General features: G+C 65.0%; 19 protein-coding genes. 11 read left to right on the top strand and 8 right to left on the bottom strand.

The window, feature by feature from the left end; all coding sequences use genetic code 11:
- Positions 1–26 precede the first annotated feature (26 nt).
- From C936_RS0112215 to mtgA, 5 genes are all read right to left on the bottom strand, one after another.
- Positions 27–611, bottom strand: coding sequence for a hypothetical protein (locus tag C936_RS0112215; protein WP_018139180.1), 585 nt, complete (start codon positions 609–611; stop codon positions 27–29).
- Between the two features lie 59 nt (positions 612–670).
- The gene (locus tag C936_RS0112210) at positions 671–1,393 is read right to left on the bottom strand and encodes a class I SAM-dependent methyltransferase (RefSeq protein WP_018649355.1); all 723 of its coding nucleotides are present in this window, start codon (positions 1,391–1,393) and stop codon (positions 671–673) included.
- A gap of 3 nt (positions 1,394–1,396) precedes the next feature.
- On the bottom strand, positions 1,397–2,083 hold the full coding sequence (locus C936_RS0112205) for a zinc metallopeptidase (RefSeq protein WP_018139178.1): 687 nt from the start codon (positions 2,081–2,083) through the stop codon (positions 1,397–1,399).
- Between the two features lie 72 nt (positions 2,084–2,155).
- A complete protein-coding gene (locus tag C936_RS0112200) occupies positions 2,156–4,459 on the bottom strand; it encodes a mechanosensitive ion channel domain-containing protein (protein ID WP_018649356.1) in 2,304 nt (767 codons plus the stop codon).
- Between the two features lie 133 nt (positions 4,460–4,592).
- Positions 4,593–5,315, bottom strand: a complete 723-nt coding sequence (mtgA, locus tag C936_RS0112195) for a monofunctional biosynthetic peptidoglycan transglycosylase (RefSeq protein WP_018174453.1) — start codon at positions 5,313–5,315, stop codon at positions 4,593–4,595.
- A gap of 256 nt (positions 5,316–5,571) precedes the next feature.
- Between mtgA and C936_RS0112190 the strand changes: the two genes are divergently transcribed.
- The 3 genes from C936_RS0112190 to C936_RS0112180 are packed head-to-tail and all read left to right on the top strand — an operon-like array spanning position 5,572 to position 6,930.
- Entirely contained in the window at positions 5,572–5,901 is a 330-nt protein-coding gene (locus tag C936_RS0112190) for a hypothetical protein (protein ID WP_018139175.1), read from the top strand.
- A complete protein-coding gene (locus C936_RS0112185) occupies positions 5,894–6,289 on the top strand; it encodes a thiol-disulfide oxidoreductase DCC family protein (protein WP_018174454.1) in 396 nt (131 codons plus the stop codon). Before C936_RS0112190 ends, C936_RS0112185 begins: the two co-directional genes overlap by 8 nt.
- A 23-nt stretch (positions 6,290–6,312) precedes the next feature.
- Positions 6,313–6,930 carry a histidine phosphatase family protein gene (locus tag C936_RS0112180; RefSeq protein ID WP_018174455.1) on the top strand — a complete coding sequence of 206 codons (618 nt, stop codon included), beginning with the start codon at positions 6,313–6,315 and terminating at the stop codon, positions 6,928–6,930.
- 25 nt (positions 6,931–6,955) lie between these two features.
- Here the strand turns inward: C936_RS0112180 and C936_RS0112175 are convergent, their stop codons facing one another.
- The gene (locus C936_RS0112175; RefSeq protein ID WP_018174456.1) at positions 6,956–8,239 is read right to left on the bottom strand and encodes a phosphatidylserine/phosphatidylglycerophosphate/cardiolipin synthase family protein; all 1,284 of its coding nucleotides are present in this window, start codon (positions 8,237–8,239) and stop codon (positions 6,956–6,958) included.
- A gap of 109 nt (positions 8,240–8,348) precedes the next feature.
- Between C936_RS0112175 and C936_RS0112170 the strand changes: the two genes are divergently transcribed.
- Both C936_RS0112170 and C936_RS0112165 read left to right on the top strand, forming a co-directional pair.
- The gene (locus C936_RS0112170; protein ID WP_018139171.1) at positions 8,349–8,789 is read left to right on the top strand and encodes a nucleoside deaminase; all 441 of its coding nucleotides are present in this window, start codon (positions 8,349–8,351) and stop codon (positions 8,787–8,789) included.
- Between the two features lie 177 nt (positions 8,790–8,966).
- A complete protein-coding gene (locus tag C936_RS0112165; protein ID WP_018649357.1) occupies positions 8,967–9,485 on the top strand; it encodes a hypothetical protein in 519 nt (172 codons plus the stop codon).
- Positions 9,486–9,521: 36 nt separating this feature from the next.
- Here C936_RS0112165 and C936_RS0112160 read toward each other — a convergent pair whose 3' ends face one another.
- The gene (locus C936_RS0112160) at positions 9,522–10,241 is read right to left on the bottom strand and encodes a hypothetical protein (RefSeq protein ID WP_018174458.1); all 720 of its coding nucleotides are present in this window, start codon (positions 10,239–10,241) and stop codon (positions 9,522–9,524) included.
- Between the two features lie 62 nt (positions 10,242–10,303).
- On the opposite strand from C936_RS0112160, the gene C936_RS0112155 reads away from it, so the two are divergent.
- Positions 10,304–10,942, top strand: a complete 639-nt coding sequence (locus C936_RS0112155; RefSeq protein ID WP_018174459.1) for a TetR/AcrR family transcriptional regulator — start codon at positions 10,304–10,306, stop codon at positions 10,940–10,942.
- Between the two features lie 21 nt (positions 10,943–10,963).
- Positions 10,964–11,515 carry a carboxymuconolactone decarboxylase family protein gene (locus C936_RS0112150; protein ID WP_018174460.1) on the top strand — a complete coding sequence of 184 codons (552 nt, stop codon included), beginning with the start codon at positions 10,964–10,966 and terminating at the stop codon, positions 11,513–11,515.
- Between the two features lie 20 nt (positions 11,516–11,535).
- Here C936_RS0112150 and C936_RS0112145 read toward each other — a convergent pair whose 3' ends face one another.
- Complete coding sequence (locus C936_RS0112145; protein WP_018174461.1) at positions 11,536–12,471, bottom strand: AraC family transcriptional regulator; 936 nt, start codon at positions 12,469–12,471, stop codon at positions 11,536–11,538.
- 176 nt (positions 12,472–12,647) lie between these two features.
- Between C936_RS0112145 and C936_RS0112140 the strand changes: the two genes are divergently transcribed.
- From C936_RS0112140 to C936_RS0112125, 4 genes are all read left to right on the top strand, one after another.
- Positions 12,648–13,262, top strand: a complete 615-nt coding sequence (locus C936_RS0112140; protein WP_018174462.1) for a DoxX family protein — start codon at positions 12,648–12,650, stop codon at positions 13,260–13,262.
- Positions 13,263–13,368: 106 nt separating this feature from the next.
- A complete protein-coding gene (locus tag C936_RS0112135; protein WP_018139164.1) occupies positions 13,369–13,665 on the top strand; it encodes a hypothetical protein in 297 nt (98 codons plus the stop codon).
- On the top strand, positions 13,655–14,539 hold the full coding sequence (locus tag C936_RS0112130; protein WP_018174463.1) for a DUF692 domain-containing protein: 885 nt from the start codon (positions 13,655–13,657) through the stop codon (positions 14,537–14,539). The genes C936_RS0112135 and C936_RS0112130 overlap by 11 nt, the downstream gene beginning before the upstream one ends.
- Positions 14,532–15,293 (top strand): DUF2063 domain-containing protein, encoded by a 762-nt coding sequence (locus tag C936_RS0112125; RefSeq protein ID WP_018174464.1) that lies wholly within the window; start codon positions 14,532–14,534, stop codon positions 15,291–15,293. The genes C936_RS0112130 and C936_RS0112125 overlap by 8 nt, the downstream gene beginning before the upstream one ends.
- The last annotated feature ends 295 nt before the right edge of the window (positions 15,294–15,588 follow it).

Raw genomic sequence — 15,588 nt, 5'->3', positions numbered from 1 at the left:
CCTTCCAGCGTATGCTTCAGCGTGGCTTACTGCGGGGGTGCCATGCCCGGGCTTCCGCCCTGTTGCATTTCCTGCTGCAGGGTTTCCAGACGCGCGATGATGTCATCGATGTCCGGATTCTCTTCGCGCATCGCGGCCATCAGGTCCTCGCGCAGCGATTCCTGAGCGGAGATGACCTCCTCGTCCTGCGCGACAGCCTGCTGGGCCTCCTGCAGGTTCATCTGCGCCTGCTGGACCTCTTCGGACTGGATTACCTGCTGGCGCTCTTCGGCACTCAGGTCCGGGTCGCGCAGGCGTTCTTCGGCGCCTTCGAGGGTTTCAAGATCCTGGCGGGGCTGGTAACCGGCCTCTTCCATTTTGTCGAGCACCAGGTTCTCAAGCTCTTCGCCCTTGCGCTCCAGATCAGGGTTGTTCTCGATCGCCTGCTGCTGGGTCTCGGCCAGGGTCTGCTGCAGCTGCTGCATTTCCATTTGCGGGTTGGCCCCGCCTTCCTGCTGCCCCTGCTGGCCCATGCCTTCCTGACCCATGCCCTGGGCCATCACCAGCGGACTGGCGAGCGCAAGCGCGGCGGCGGCAATCAAACCGGCGAGAGGCCGGGAACGGTTCGTCATAACAACTCTCCTCGTGAAAGTACGGTGGGAAGCTTAGTGCGTGGCGACTTAACAACAGCTTAACAGGCGCGAGCCGAGGTTTCCGGGGCACCCCGGATTTCGTTGCAGGCTTCTCGTTTTTCGTTTCCCTGGGGCTCCGGGATGCGAAAAAGCGCAATGTCCGGTGCCGGCAGGTGGATCGCCCAGCCAAGATGCGCGGCGATCCAGCGCAGGGTGTCGGGCCCGTAGAAGGCCACGTGGGTAGGGTCGCGGCGATAGTGCCAGCGATGAAAGGCCGCCGCGGGAGGCGGCCAGCCGGTCATGATCGCAATCGTGCCGCCGGGGCGCAGAAGGGTGGCCATCTCGCCAAGGGTGGCGATCGGGTCATGCAGGTGCTCGAGAACCTCGGTACAGGTGACGAGATCGAAGCATGCACGGGCTTCGGGACGGTCAGGTGCGAATACGGGGTCATGGGTCTGCATGGAGTAGCCGCGCGCACACAGCATGTCCGCCAGTACCGGATGGGGGCCGCAGCCCCAGTCCACGCCCTGCGCCGGTGGCGGGCAGTGCGCCTCCAGCGGTGCAAGCAGGCGGCCCAGAAACCGCCGATACCCGGGGTCGTCCGGCCGGTTTTCGTGTGTCTGGTAGTACTCGCGCTCGAATGCGAGGGTGGGCCAGCAACGGTGCTTCAGGACAATCAGCGAGCAGCCCCTGCAGCGCTGGTAGTCCCCGGGCGAAGGGTCGCGCACCCCGCGGCTGAAGAACGGGCGCAGAGGTGCGGTACACAGCGGGCAGCGGTCCATGCGCTACCGCCGCAGGAAGCGGAACCAGGACGCGATGTTCAACAGGCTCATCAGGGACTGGGCGACGTAGGTGTAGGCCGCGGCCTTCAGGATGCGCTGGGCATGGGGATAGTCCGGCGGGTGCAGGTAATTGCCCCGGCGCAGCATCGGCAGGGCGCGGCGAAAGCTCGCGTCGAACTCGGTGGGCAGGGTGACGAAGTGCACCAGCGCGGCGATCCCCATCGACAGAATCCCGGCCAGGAAGAACAGGATGCCCGGTGCCGGATGCCGGGCGATCAGCGTGATGATGGGGATCGCGACCATTAGCCAGGCCCCGATCTGCTGTCCGTAGCGAGACAGGCAGACCAGGTTGCTGCGCATGCGCAGGGGCGGGTAGTCCTGAGCGTGCTGCACCGCGTGCCCGACCTCGTGCGCAGCCACCGTGATCGCGGTGAGCGAGCGACCGTCGTGGTTGTCCTCCGACAGCCGCACCGCGCGATCGAAGGGATCGTAGTGGTCGCCATCGCGGGTGGATTCGACGCGCACGTGATGCAGGCCATGGCGATCCAGAAGGTCACGCGCAAGCTCGGCGCCGGTCCCGTCGTAGCGGTCCTCCGGCTGGCTGTACTTCCTCATCGTCTGGCGTACCCACCAGCTCGGTGCCCAGGCCAGAAGCAGCACGAGCGGTGCGAGCAGAATCAGCAGTCGCATGCCTTCATCATGGCGCGACTTCCCCTTCGGGGGAAGTCGTCCGCGTGAATCCGTACACCGGCCCTGTCTCGCTCAGTCCTCGGCCTCGTCGTAATCGCCCTTGTGCTTCGGATTGGGGCGGGCCCGCTGGTCTTTCGAGTAGTCGCGACCGTCGTCGGTGTCTTCACCCTGCTCCTGGCTGAGACGCAGGTGCGCGGGCGGAGCGCTGCCGTCCTTTTCCTGACCGAAGTAGATGGTCTGATGCGGGAACGGGATCTCGATACCGGCGGCGTCGAAGTGCTTCTTCACCAGGCGGTTGAACGCGCGGCCCAGGCCAAACTGCGTACCGGGCAGCGCCTTGATGCGGATGCGCACGTTGACCGAGCTGTCGGCCAGCGCAGTCACGCCGTGTACCTCCATCTCGTCGAGGATGTTCGGACCCTGGTCCGGATCTTCCTTGAGTTCCTCGAAGGCCTCGCGCAGGCGCACGATCACTTCGTCGATGTCCTCGCGATAGGCCACGCCGTACTCGCCCACGTGATAGCCATACTCGCGCATGTAGTTGGAGACGGCATCCACCGACGAGAATGGGATCAGGTGATAGGTGCCGGACAGGTCACGCAGGCCCATGGAACGGATCGTGAGCTTCTCGACCACGCCGGTCATGCCGGCCACCGTGACCACGTCCCCGGTGTTGATGGCTTTCTCCAGCTGGATGAACACCCCGGTGATGATGTCCTGCACCAGCTTTTGTGCGCCGAAGCCAACCGCCAGGCCGAGCACGCCGGCGCCGGCCAGCAGCGGGCCGATATTCACGCCAATCTCGGCCAGCACGATCATGGCGGTCATCACGGCCAGCACGACGGCGACCGCATTGCGGAACAGGGTCAGCAGGGTCTTCTCGCGCGCCCCGGGCTCGCCCTCGCCGGTATTCGGGCTCAGGCGGTGTTCGATCCAGCTGGCGAACACGAGCCAGATGGCCAGGGCACCGATCAGGATCAGGGCGACCGAGATCGCAGTGCCGAGCACGTACATGCCCGTATCGGAGGCAATCCAGGCGCCGAGATTGAACGCGCCCCAGGCATCTGCGATCACTGCCAGCACGATGAGCAGGATCACCAGGCGCATCGTCTTCAGCGCCTTGGGGATGTACGAGTTCAGGCGTACCTCGAGCATCGGGAACTTCATGCGAGTCTCGTCCGGAACCCGGATCTCGCGGCCGATGATCTGGCTGAGCACGTTGGCGACAAAGACCCCGATGAATGCGGCCAGTACCGTCTGTCCGGTGGCCTTGGCCATGAAGGGCAGGGCATCTTCCGGGCGGGTGATGCTGACGATTGCCAGGGTCAGGAAGTAGATCAGCGCGATCCAGTGCCAGGCGTTCGCCAGGAAGGTCAGCGTCATGCGCGTGAAGGCGAATCCGGCACGATTGGCGACCAGGATCAGGCGGTCATGCACGCGCTGGCGGTTCTGCAGGATGATGACCGCCGCGTAGAGGAAAGCGGTCAGCATGACCAGCAGCCCCAGCGAGCGCCCGGCCTCGCTGGAGAGATGATTGTTGGCCAGCGGCACCAGCAGCAGCAGGCCGTAGCCGATGTACGTGACCAGGCGTGCCAGCCAGGCATTCCAGTAGGCGGCCTCGTCGCCGGCCATGGGCAGCAGCCGCAGGCCCCGGTAGCGCGTGGCGAAGATCAGGCGCAGGGCCGCCTTGGTGACCTCGATCAGCAGGAAGGCGTTGAGGAACAGCGAGTGCCGCGTCAGCATCTCTCCGGACTCCCCGAGCACAAAGAGCGCGAGGCCATAACCCCCGACCCAGGCCAGGATCACGATCAGGAAATCGATCAGCGCGGCCAGGAGTACGGCGGGGAGTGCGCGCAGCAGGTGATACTGCTCCGGCGAGTTGATCACCCAGCGATCCAACGCCGCGAACATCGGGCTGCCAAGGCGCCGCAGGATCAGGAACGCGGCGATCGTCAGGACAATCAGGATCGCCAGGTCCAGCACCCCCGCGCCGAATACCACCGGGTCGATCGAGCTCAGCTTGTCGCCAATATCCACGGCGATCTCGTTCAGGGCCCGAATCTCCTGCACTGTGCCTTCGGCCAGCGATTGGGTGAACTGGGCGATCTGGCGCGGGATCGACGTCAGTTCGTCGGTGTCGACCGCCGCCTCATCGTCTGCCGTACTCTCGTCGTCCCCGGTACGTTCGGCCCGCAGTGTCTCGAGCAGGCGTTCGCGTGCCTCTTCGTTCTCCAGTGCCTCGATCAGCGCGTCATGCAGATCACCTCCATCGCCACCCTCCTGGGCCTGAACGGTCCCCAGGGGCATGAGCAGCAACAGCGAGAAGAGGGTGAGGAGGAGGAAGAAGGGGAGACGCAAAAAGCGGCTGGGGGACACGGGCGGACCTCGGGTTTGGACGGGGTTCGCGGGTCGCCAGGAGGACGCCAGTGCGAGCATCCGTGCGACAGCGGAGGAATGTAGTCTAGGGAAACACCAGGGCATTTTCACGCCCGTGGAGCGAGCGCAGGGGCTATTCCAGCAGCATGGGGTCCAGCCAGGCGATGCCCAGCTGGTTCATCTGGCGCTCGATCCAGGCGATCCGCTGGCTGAGGCGCGGGCCGGGGTTGACCGGGTTGTAGCTGCCCGGGCTGGGGAGGATCGCGGCCAGGCGTGCGGACTGGTGGCGGTCCAGTTCGCGCGCGGATAAGCCAAAGTAGTGCTGGGCGGCGTGCTCGATCCCGTAGATGCCCGGACCCCACTCGGCCAGGTTCAGGTAGACCTCGAAGATGCGGCGCTTGGGCCAGATGGTTTCCATACCGGCCGTGAATCCGGCCTCCAGCGTTTTGCGGACCCAGGAGCGCTTGTGCCACAGGAACAGGTTTTTGGCCGTTTGCTGGCTGATGGTGCTGGCCCCGCGCAGGCGTTGGCCGTGCAGCATGTGGTCGTCTACCGCCTGGCGCATGGAGCCCCAGTCAAAGCCGCGATGTACCGGAAAGTGCTGGTCTTCCGCTGCGATCACGGCCAGCATCAGGTGACGCGGAAGGTCGTCCAGGCGCTGCCATTCGGGCCGTAGGCGGGATGCGGTCTGCCAGTCCGTGGCGACGACCATGGCCATGCCATAGGGCGGGTTGACCTTGGCGAACAGCACGATCAGGCCGAGCGCGAATGTGACCGCGAGTGTGAGCGTCCCGGCCAGCAGCCAGGTCAGTGCGCGTAGCAGACGGGTAATCGGTCCGCGTCGTCGACGGGCCATCAGTGCCACCCTGCGTGTAAGTGCAGTCCCATATTCATCGAGGTCAAGAATACCGCGACTCGCGGTTCGATCGAGTATCCCGTCAGTGTGGTCTGATACGGTAAAGCCCAGTAACGATGCAGACCCCATCTTGACCGACGGGGAAACTCGTTCCTGGTTGAACTGTTTCCGTCATGCGTGGCCCAACCACGTAAGCCTAAGCCGCCGTTCGGCCTGGCGATACCATCCGATCCACACGAACAAGAAGGAGAGACCCATGGACGTGATGCCCTATCGGTATACCACCCCCAGTGGAGAGGCCGTTTCCTTCGAGTTTCGTTTGCATCCCGAGACCGGGTCCGCCGTGCGTGTCCAGCAGTTGCTGGACCGGCTGGTCGAGACCCTGGATCACGAGATTGCACTGCTGGGCGACACCTGCAATGGAGATGTGCTGCAGGCGCTGGCAATGGCGCTCGCCGTGCGCACCGACATGATCCCGGCGCATCCGGAGATGACCCGCGATCTGGCGCGCGACGTGGTAGAACGTGCGTTGGGCTCGCTGCCGGAGGCCGAATATCAATACCTGGGCCCGGTCGGCCATGCCTGACCATTCGTTATCCGGGCGGCGCCCCATCGTCTTTTTCGATGGCGGCTGCCCACTTTGTCGGCGCGAGATCGGCCACTACCGGCGGCTGGACAAGGCCGGTCGCGTGGACTGGCAGGATATCCACGCCGACGCGGCGCCCTTGAAGGCGTGGCGCATCGACTGGGATGCGGCGATGCGGCGTATGCATGTGGTCGACGCCCAGGGGCAGATCCACAGTGGGGCCTGGGCGTTTGTCGTCGTCTGGCGGCATTTGCCGTACTACCGCTTGCTGGGGCGGGTGCTGTCGCGCGTGCCGCACGTGGTGCGCCTGATGGATCGGGTCTATAACGGGTTTGCGCGTCGACGCTGGCGGTCGCGCTGTGGTGACGGGCTCTGCCGCCCCGATTAGTCCGGCGGCGGTGATGGCTCTGCATGGCGGAGTCGCGCGGTGGTGTAGCGGAGGAAATCGGAACTGTGAAACGGCTGCTGCTTGGGCTGGCCCTGGTAGTGGGGTGTCTGTTTGGCACACCGGTTTGGGCGGACGAACTGGCTGCGGAGCACGTCATTGTTGCTCAGTTGCAGGAGCCCCACCGGATCCTGTTAATGCGGCATGCCGCGGCGCCAGGTATCGGGGACCCTCCGGGTTTCGATCTCGAGGACTGCACAACCCAGCGCAACCTCTCCGAGTTGGGCCGTGACCAGGCGCGCGAGCTTGGTGAACGTCTGCGCGCCGCCGGACTGGCCGAGATCCGCGTATTTGCCGGCCCGTGGTGCCGCAATGCGGATACGGCGCGCCTGCTGGGCTACGGCGAGCCGGAGATCCTCGATGCGCTGGGCTCGATCTTCCGCACCAATGAACCCGACCGGGAGCGCCGCATGCGTGCCTGGCACCAGCATCTTGCGGAGGCATTTGCGCGCGATGCGGGGCCGGCGGTGTATGTCACGCATCGTGCGAACATCATGGAACTGTCCGGTCGCAGCATCGGCGCGGGCGACATGCTGGTAGTGGAGATCGATGCCGAGGGTGGCGCCCGGCCCGTCGCCAACTGAAAAGGCCGGCTCCGGCTCGGGGCCGCTACATGTACGGCCCGATGATGCGCGCGATCCAGCCGTAGATGCGGTATTTCCAGGGCCGGTTTTCCCAGGCCTCGATCGTCATCCGCTCGGCCTCGGCCTTGTCTTCCTCGATCAGTTCCCGGATCGAGCGGGCGAAGTCTTCGTCATAGATGTTCAGATTGGTTTCGTCGTTCAGGCGGAATGAGCGGTTGTGCAGATTGGCCGAGCCGATGCTGGTCCAGCGGTCGTCCACGCTCATCAGCTTGGAGTGATACATCCGCGGGTGGTATTCGTGCAGCTCGACCCCGGCCTCCAGCATGGGCCTCCAGCGATTCACGGAGGCATGTCGTACGAAACCGTGGTTGATGCTGTCGCCCGGCATGAGCACGCGGATTCGAACGCCGCGGTCGGCCGCGTCGGTCAGCGCATCGAGAAAGTCCGGGTCGGGATAGAAGTACGCCGTCGCAATGGTCACCTGGTCCTCGGCTGCTGCCAGGGCATGCAGGAACATCTTGCGAATGCGATGACGGCCCTCGCGCGGGGCGCTGTTGACGACCTGCGCATCCAGAGCACCTTCGTCCTCGAGTTCCGGGTAATACGCATCGCCCAGCTTCAGTTCGCCTTTGGCATCCAGCCAGGTCTCCATGAATGCCGCCTGCAAGTTGCCCACAACGGGCCCGGTGACACGGAAGTGGTTGTCGCGGTAGGGCTCGTGGTCCTCGGCGGGCACCCAGGTGTCCGCGATGTTCGCGCCGCCGATGAATCCGGTTCTGCCGTCCACCACCAGAATTTTTCGATGCGTACGGTGGTTGAAACGTGACATCTGATACCAGGAGGGCTCGCGCCAGCGCACGACTTCCGCGCCGGCTTCGGTCATGCGGTCGAACTTTTCCTGATCCGCGAGCACGGAGCCCACGTAGTCGATCACCACATGAACCTTGACCCCGCGCTCCGCCGCGCGTGCGAAGGCCTCGGCGAAGCGGGCGGCCTGCTCGCCCCAGAACTCGTATACCTCGAAGGTAACCGTCTGTTCAGCGCCTTCGATGGCCTCGATCTTGGCGTCGTAGATGGCCTCGCCGTCGCGCAGCAGCTCCAGCGCGTTGCCGGAGACAATCGGCTGCTGCAGCGTGAGCCCCATTCCGCGGCGAAATGCACTGTCCGAGGTGCCGTAGTCGATGGCCACCGGGGCCTTCACTCGGTCGGGTTTCGGGAGGAGGTTGAACAGGGCAACGTTTGCCAGCACGAAGGCGAGCGCGACGCCCAGGAGGATACCGACAGGGATGCCGATGATGCGGCGGCGCATGGAAAGTCTCTCGTATCGAGCCCGTCAAGGGGAGGGTGGTTGGCGCCGAATTCGCACCTCAGTCCATGAGTCTACACAATCAGTTCTCGAACAAACCCGGACGAATGTCATGAATCCTTTTCTGGAAGCAGCCCTGGACGAGGCACGAACCGGCTGGGATGAAGGGGGTATCCCGATTGGTTCGGTCATCGAGCACGGCGGGCGCATCGTCGGCCGCGGACACAATCGGCGGGTGCAAAACGGCAGCGCCATCCTGCATGCCGAGATGGATGCCCTGGAGAACGCCGGACGCCAGGCGGCGAGCATCTACCGCGAGTGCACGCTCTACACGACGCTCTCGCCCTGTGCGATGTGCAGCGGGGCGATCGTGCTGTACGGCATCCCGCGTGTGGTGGTCGGGGAAAACGCCACCTTCATGGGAGAGGAGGACTGGCTGCGTTCGCACGGCGTGCAGGTCGATGTGTTGCAGGACGCCGCCTGCCAGGAGCTGATGGCCGCGTTTATCGAACGACACCCGGACCTCTGGCACGAGGATATCGGTTGCGAATAGGGCCGGTTTGACCGGAACACCCTTGCTGGCGGACGGATCGTGCTTGCCGCACCGGACAAGACAGCGACATGGGGCGGGCGCCCGGGGAGCGCCTCATGGCGCCCTTCACGGAAAACACCAGTGTTCTGGCATGGTCGCTGCTTGGGTGCCGGGTGCCACGAAAACCGGGAGCACCTCATGATCGACGGCATCGGAATGAATCAGGCGGCGCTGGCGCGGCCGGTCCATTCGGCGCAAAGCCCGAACAACGCCGGGCAGGCTGGCCACCGACCGGCGCAGGCCGGGCAGGCCGGGCAGGCCGGGCAGGCTGGGCAGGCTGGGCAGGCGGCACACGCACAGCCGGCACAGCAGGCTCAGGCCGCCACGCAAGCGCAGGCGAACGGTCAGGTCAACGGACAGGGCGCGGCCGTCTCGACTTCCCCACATGTGGCCCAGCCGGCGTCCACCACACAGGCCCCGTCGGCACACGAGGCGGCATTCGCGCCCCAGGGCCTTAATGCGACGCCGCCGACGCAGGCCACCGCGATGCCGCTGGCCGGCGGCCAGGTCAACGGGGCCCCGCAGGCCGACGATGCCCCCCAGATGGACGCCGATCCGGACGACGAAGCGGACATGGGCCAGACCTTCATGCCCGACGGCTCGGTGCAGTCCAACTCCAACGAGCACCTCGGATCGCACTTTGACCTGCAGGCGTGAAGCCTGGGCGCAGATCTGCGGTCTTGTGGGTCGGCTTCAATGACCGGAAGCGACATTTACTGACCGATGCCCTGCGCCCTCAGGCCGGGAAAACCGGAAGGTCACGTGCTCGCGATGGATCAGGAATTGACCAGTCGCGTGCATCCACAGTTGTTCGCGCACCGTGGCATCCATCCACTCGAATAGCTCCTGTAGTGCCAGGGCGGTCGCGCCGCGGTCCGGATAACGCAGGCCAAGCCCCTCCCAGTAGTGCCGGGCATCTTCCGCTCGTTTCCAGCCTTCGCGGACGAACCCGGCGGTCAGCAGGGCGCGCAGGGCCCCGTCACCCAGCTTGTCGCGAAGCTCGTTCAGGAGGAGGCCGGGGTCCCCGACGCTCTCGGGGGAGACGTTGAGCGAGGCCGGCAGGAGCTCGACCCAGTCATCGTGCTGGCCAAGCCCCGGGATCAGATCTTCGTCGACCATCTGCTGATAGTCCGGGACGGGGTCAGAGTGGGTTCGCAGGGAGAGCTGGATCAGGGCCGCGGCCTCGTCGACGTAACCGGACAGACTGAAACCGCACAGGAGATGGTCGACGATGTCATGGACAAACACCGAGGTCGGAATGCGATCCCCGCAATAGGGAGTTGCGGCAATCACGTCGGCGCCCAGCCCGGCGACGTCCAGCTTCCAGCCGCGGGCGCCGAAGCCGTCCTGCCAGCTGTCCTCGTAGCGAACCGGAATCGTGACCGCCTGCGCGTTGATAACCGGGATGGACATGGTGGCCTCGCTAGATATCCGATGCTTTCCAATTTACCGACCGGTCAACTATTCTTCAATGTATGGCCGATGCATTCACCCCAACCCGGACACGCGACGCCCTGATCGCCGCCGCACGGTCGCTGATCCTTGGCCGCAGCTACGGCGCCGTCGGCGTGGCCGAGATCTGTGCGCACGCTGGCGTGAAGAAGGGCAGCCTTTATCACTTTTTTCCCGGCAAGGACGCCCTGGTGCTGGAGATGCTCGAGACGCTTTATCGCGAGCTCGAACGCGAGGTACTGCGGCCGTCGCTGGAATGCGACCTGCCTCTGCGCGACCGCCTCGGGCGGTTTGTCGATCGCCTGTATCAGTTCGAGATCCGCGCCCAGGGGGAGGTCGGGGAGCTCCCCGGCTGCCCGTTCGGGAACCTGGCGCTGGAGCTGGCGAACTGGAATTCGGCGGTTCGAGAGGCCGTGGCCGCGCACCTGGAGGCCCTGCGCGGCCATTTCCAGCGAGCGATCGAGACCGCCGTGCAAAGCGGCGAACTCCCGCAGGCATCGGATAGTGCCCGTCTGTCGGAACAGTGGCTGGCGCAGGTCGAAGGCGTGCTGCTGCTGGCCAAGGCGCGGCAGGACGCGGACACGGTCCTGCATCTGTTGCCGGCACTGGAAACCCTGCTGCCGGCCAGGCCCGCCGACGACGAAGAGCGAGGGAACCATTGATCCGTGGTTCCCTGGAGGTATATGACGATGGAATTTCCACTGAGAACACCCGACAGCGCGCCGGAGGCCTTCGAGCGATCCGGGAAGGTGCTGGGACTGGTGCCGAATTTGATTCGCGTGATGGCCAGCAGCCCGGCGGCGGCCTCGGCCTACCTGGACCTGACCGAGCGGTTGAGCCAGAGCAGCCTGTCCCCCGAGGAACAGAGCGTTGCGCTACTCACGATCAGTCGGTACCACGAATGTCATTACTGCATGGCCGCGCACTCCATGACGGGACGGATGGCGGGCCTGCCCGATGCGGTCGTCGACGCGCTGCGCGAGGATCAACCCGTGCCCGATCAGCGGCTCGAGGCCCTGCGCCAATTCGTGGTAGCAGTACTCAAGCATCGCGGTGCGGTCCCCAATGACGAACTCGAGGCGTTTCGCCGGGCGGGATTCGAGGAGGCGGCGATCCTGGATGTGATCCTCGCAGTCGCGCTGAAGACCCTCTCGAACTACACCAACCACCTGGCCGCCACGCCACTGGATGACGTGATGCAGGACGAGCACTGGGAGGCGCCTGCGGGTCGCTGAAAGCCCGGTACCGCGGTGTTTCAGTGCGCGCGAGTCAGGCGCGAGAACAGTCGCCGGATACGCCCGGGGCCGTACCCGTGGACGCGCTTGAAGGCCTTGCGAAAGGCCGGCTCCGAGCCATAGCCGACCTGTTCCATCACGCTGGCCACCGATGCCCTCGGATCGCGCAGCAGGCGTTCGGCCAGGACCATGCGCCACTGGGTCAGGTAGTCGATGGGGGCCTGTCCGACCAGCTCGCTGAAACGCGCGGCGAAACTGGTTCGCGACATCGCGGCCTCCTGCGCCAAGCCCTCGACCGTCCAGTTCTCCTCGGGGCGTGCGTGCAGCGCATCGAGGGCACGGCGGATACGGTCGTCCGCGAGGGCCGCGATCAGACACTGTTCTGGATGCTCCTGGTAATGGCAGACGTAGTGGCGCACCGTCATTACGAACAGGGTATCCGCCAGACGATCGAGTACCGGCCGATAGCCGGCGGACTGCTCTGACAGTTCCAGGCGCATCAGATCGGCCAGCCGCGCCAGCCGCTCGCCGCTCTCGGCGTGGCGCACGATCACGCGGTCGGGCAGGGCCGCCAGGATCGGATTCCGGCGCCCGGAATCGAATTCGAAGTGACCGCATAACAGCTGTGTCGAGCCGGGTTCGGGCTCGGACGGGTCCAGCAGATTCAGGTGATTGTCCCGGTCCTCGAATGAAGGCTCGCTCGCCAGCAGGTGCCAGTCGTCGTGGGGCAGGAGCAGCATGTCGCCCGCATCCAGCCACAGTGGCTCGCAGTCCTCCATGTGCAGGTAACAGCCCCCTTCGCTGATCAGGTGAAAGCTCGCATGCCCGGAACCGGTGGTGCTGAGCTGCCACTGGCCGCACAGACGGGGGTTGGTGTCGATCCGTGCGCGCAGGTTGTAGGCCGAGAGGACGGACGACAGCGTGTCCTCGCGCGGCATGATCCGGCTCATGTCCATGAGGGGTTCGCTCCTGTCGAGGAAACACTGATCAATGTACGGCATCGCAGGCGTCTTGGCTCCGCCCCGGACGATCGGACATAAATGCCGGCGCGACGGTTCTCACGATTGTCCGAAGGGCTGGCTAGGCTTTAAGTCAGTTCAACGGAAGAATCGAGGACGAGGCGATGAACGCTATGGCGTTGCGGGCGGGTATCCGATTCCAGCGGTGGCTGGACATGACGCGCGGAGCGGATTTTCTGGCGCCGCTGCTGATTCGCCTGTATCTCGCGCCGGTGTTCTGGATGGCCGGCACCAACAAGCTCGACGGCTTCCTGCCGAAGGAAAGCGTGGTGATGTGGTTTGGCAACCCGGACTGGGGGCTGGGGATGCCGTTTCCGTACCTGATGGTGCTGCTGGCCGCCTATGCCGAGGTCCTGGGTGCGATCGCCCTGCTGCTGGGTATTGCCGCGCGCTGGTTCTCCATTCCCCTGATGGTCACGATGATCGTCGCGGCGGTCACGGCCCATCTGGAGAACGGATGGCAGCGCATCTCCGACCCGATGATGTGCCTGTTCAACTGCTCGGGAGTGGAAGCGGCCCAGGAACGGCTGAGCCGCGCGCGTTCCATCCTGCGGGAGCACGGCAACTGGGACTGGCTGACCGAGTACGGGAGCTTCGCGATCGTGAACAGCGGAATCGAGATGGCCGCGACGTACTTCATCATGCTGCTGGTGATCTTCTTCTGGGGCGCCGGCCGCTACCTGAGCATCGATTTCTACATCCGCAGGAGGATGATGGACAGGGGATAGCCAGGAGGATGGAGGACAGGGGATCGCCAATGGAGCTGTGCAAAACAGCAACCATTGGCAAGGCGGGCATTTTGCCCCTAACGTTAAGCGACGAAGGAGTTGCATCATGAAACAAGAACTGTTCTCGAAAAAGACCCTGGCCGGCGTGGTGGGTACCGCCGCGATCGGCCTGGCCATGGGTTCCAGCCCGGCCTTCGCCGCGGTGGATCTGAACCACGGGTATCAGCAGGGATCTTCAGCCCCTCACATGCTGGCCCAGGGTTCCTGTGGTGAAGGCACCTGCGGTGGCGCCGATAGCGAGCCCAAGGACTCCGAAGGTTCCTGTGGCGAGGGTAGCTGTGGCGCCAACGGGGAAGAGAAGGACTCGGAAGGCTCCTGTGGCGAGGGGACCTGTGGCGGCTGAAGCCATCCAGCCCGTACGCCCGGCCCGCGTACGCGGGGCCGGGCTCGGCCTGCGGCGGGCACTACTGGAGCCGCTGGCCGAGGCACCCGAGTCGCTGGAGCGGCTCGGGTTTTTCGAGGCTGCGCCGGAGAACTGGATGCACCTTGGCGGGCGCCTGGGCCGTACTTTCCGCGAATATACCGAGGCCCACCCGTTCGTCTGTCACGGGCTTTCCCTGGACATCGGCGGGCCACGACCCCTGGACATGGACTTTCTGGCCGATCTGCGCCGGTTCCTCGATACGCATGACATCGAGGACTACACCGAACACCTCTCGGCCTGCGGGGACGAAAAGGGCCACCTCTACGACCTGATGCCGATCCCGTTTACCGAAGAAGCCGTGCGGCATGTGGCCCGTCGCGTGCTCCAGGTGCAGGAGACGATCGGCCGGCGCATGGCACTGGAGAATGTTTCCTACTACACCCCGGTCGGGGCCCGGATGAGCGAGCTGGAGTTCCTCCGGGCGGTGCTGGACGAAGCCGACTGCGAGCTGTTGCTGGATGTGAACAACATCTACGTGAACAGCATCAACCACGGCTATGACCCGGTCGAGTTCCTCGATGGTCTGCCGCTGGAGCGCGTGCGCTACATCCACATCGCCGGCCACGAGGAAGAAGCGCCGGATCTGCGCGTGGACACGCATGGCCAGCCGGTCTGCGGGGACGTATGGGATCTGCTGGAGGCGACCTACGAACGGATCGGCCCGGTGCCGACCTTGCTGGAGCGGGACTTCAACTTCCCGGCGCTGGAGGTCTTGCTGGAGGAAACGGACCGCATCCGCGCACTTCAGGTCACCGCGGCCGGGAAGCGCGCATCCCTGCAGGCCCATGGCTGAACCCGATTTTCAGGAGTTGCAGCAGGTCCTCGCCCGGCACCTGCGCGACCCGGAGCGCCACCCGCCCCCGGAGGGTATCGAGGACCGCCGGCTGGCGATCTACCGGCGCCTGTTTATCAATAACATTCGTAATCTGCTCGGGCGCGGGTTCCCGGTCATCCGGCGGATCCTAGGGGAGGAGGCGTGGGCAGCGCTGGTGCGCGATTTCTATCGCGACCATGGCTGTCATACGCCGTATTTCCCGCGGCTGGCGGAGGAATTCGTCCAGTACCTGGCCGAGGAGCGGAGGCTGCTGCCGGGCGACTGGCCGTTTCTGGCCGAGCTGGCGCACTACGAACGGGTCGAGACGGAGCTCGTCTACAGCGATGCGCAGCCCTCGGCCGACGTGGATCCGCAGGGCGATCTGCTGACGGGGGTCCCGGAGTTTTCGTCCGCCGCGCGACTGCTGGCTTACGAGTTCCCGGTGCATCGGATTGGGCCGGACCACTGCCCCCAGCAGCCGGGTGATGTGCCCACCTACCTGTTGGCCTATCGTGGCGAGGGCGAGCGCGTACGCTTTGCCGAGCTGAACCCGCTGGGAGCACGGCTGTTGTGGCGGGTCTGCGAGGAGCCGGCAGCGGGTGACCAGCAGCTTCGCCGGGTAGCGGAGGATTTTGGCCTCGAGCCCGGTCCCGAGTTATTGGAGAGCGGGCGGCAACTGCTGGAACACTATCGGGGCCTGGGGGCGATCGCAGGTGCGCGACCGCTTGATTAGTGTTTGCTGAGAGAAACATTGATTAATGTACACGCTTGCTGCTTCGTCCCTTTTGCGTGCGAACAAGGCGCAGTGACTGCCGTGCAGTCATTCTGCACAAGGGAGCCGCAGCGCCGTGTGCGCGCCCGTTTTGGATAACGGCGGGCGGCCGAGCCCCTGCATTGAATGGCTTGTGGGTTGGCGCCCCAGTTTCCCTGATCCTGCGTTGCACCGCTTGCGGGTAAAACCATTGCCCGTTACACGACGCGCGTTGTCTCGGATAACAGTGGGCACCAACGCGGACGTGCGATCAAAT

The sequence above is a fragment of the Thioalkalivibrio sp. ALJ4 genome (assembly GCF_000377225.1).
Classification (GTDB): domain Bacteria; phylum Pseudomonadota; class Gammaproteobacteria; order Ectothiorhodospirales; family Ectothiorhodospiraceae; genus Thioalkalivibrio.
The sequence above is the reverse complement of the archived record's forward strand: the minus strand, read 5'-3'. Positions and strand labels throughout refer to the sequence as shown.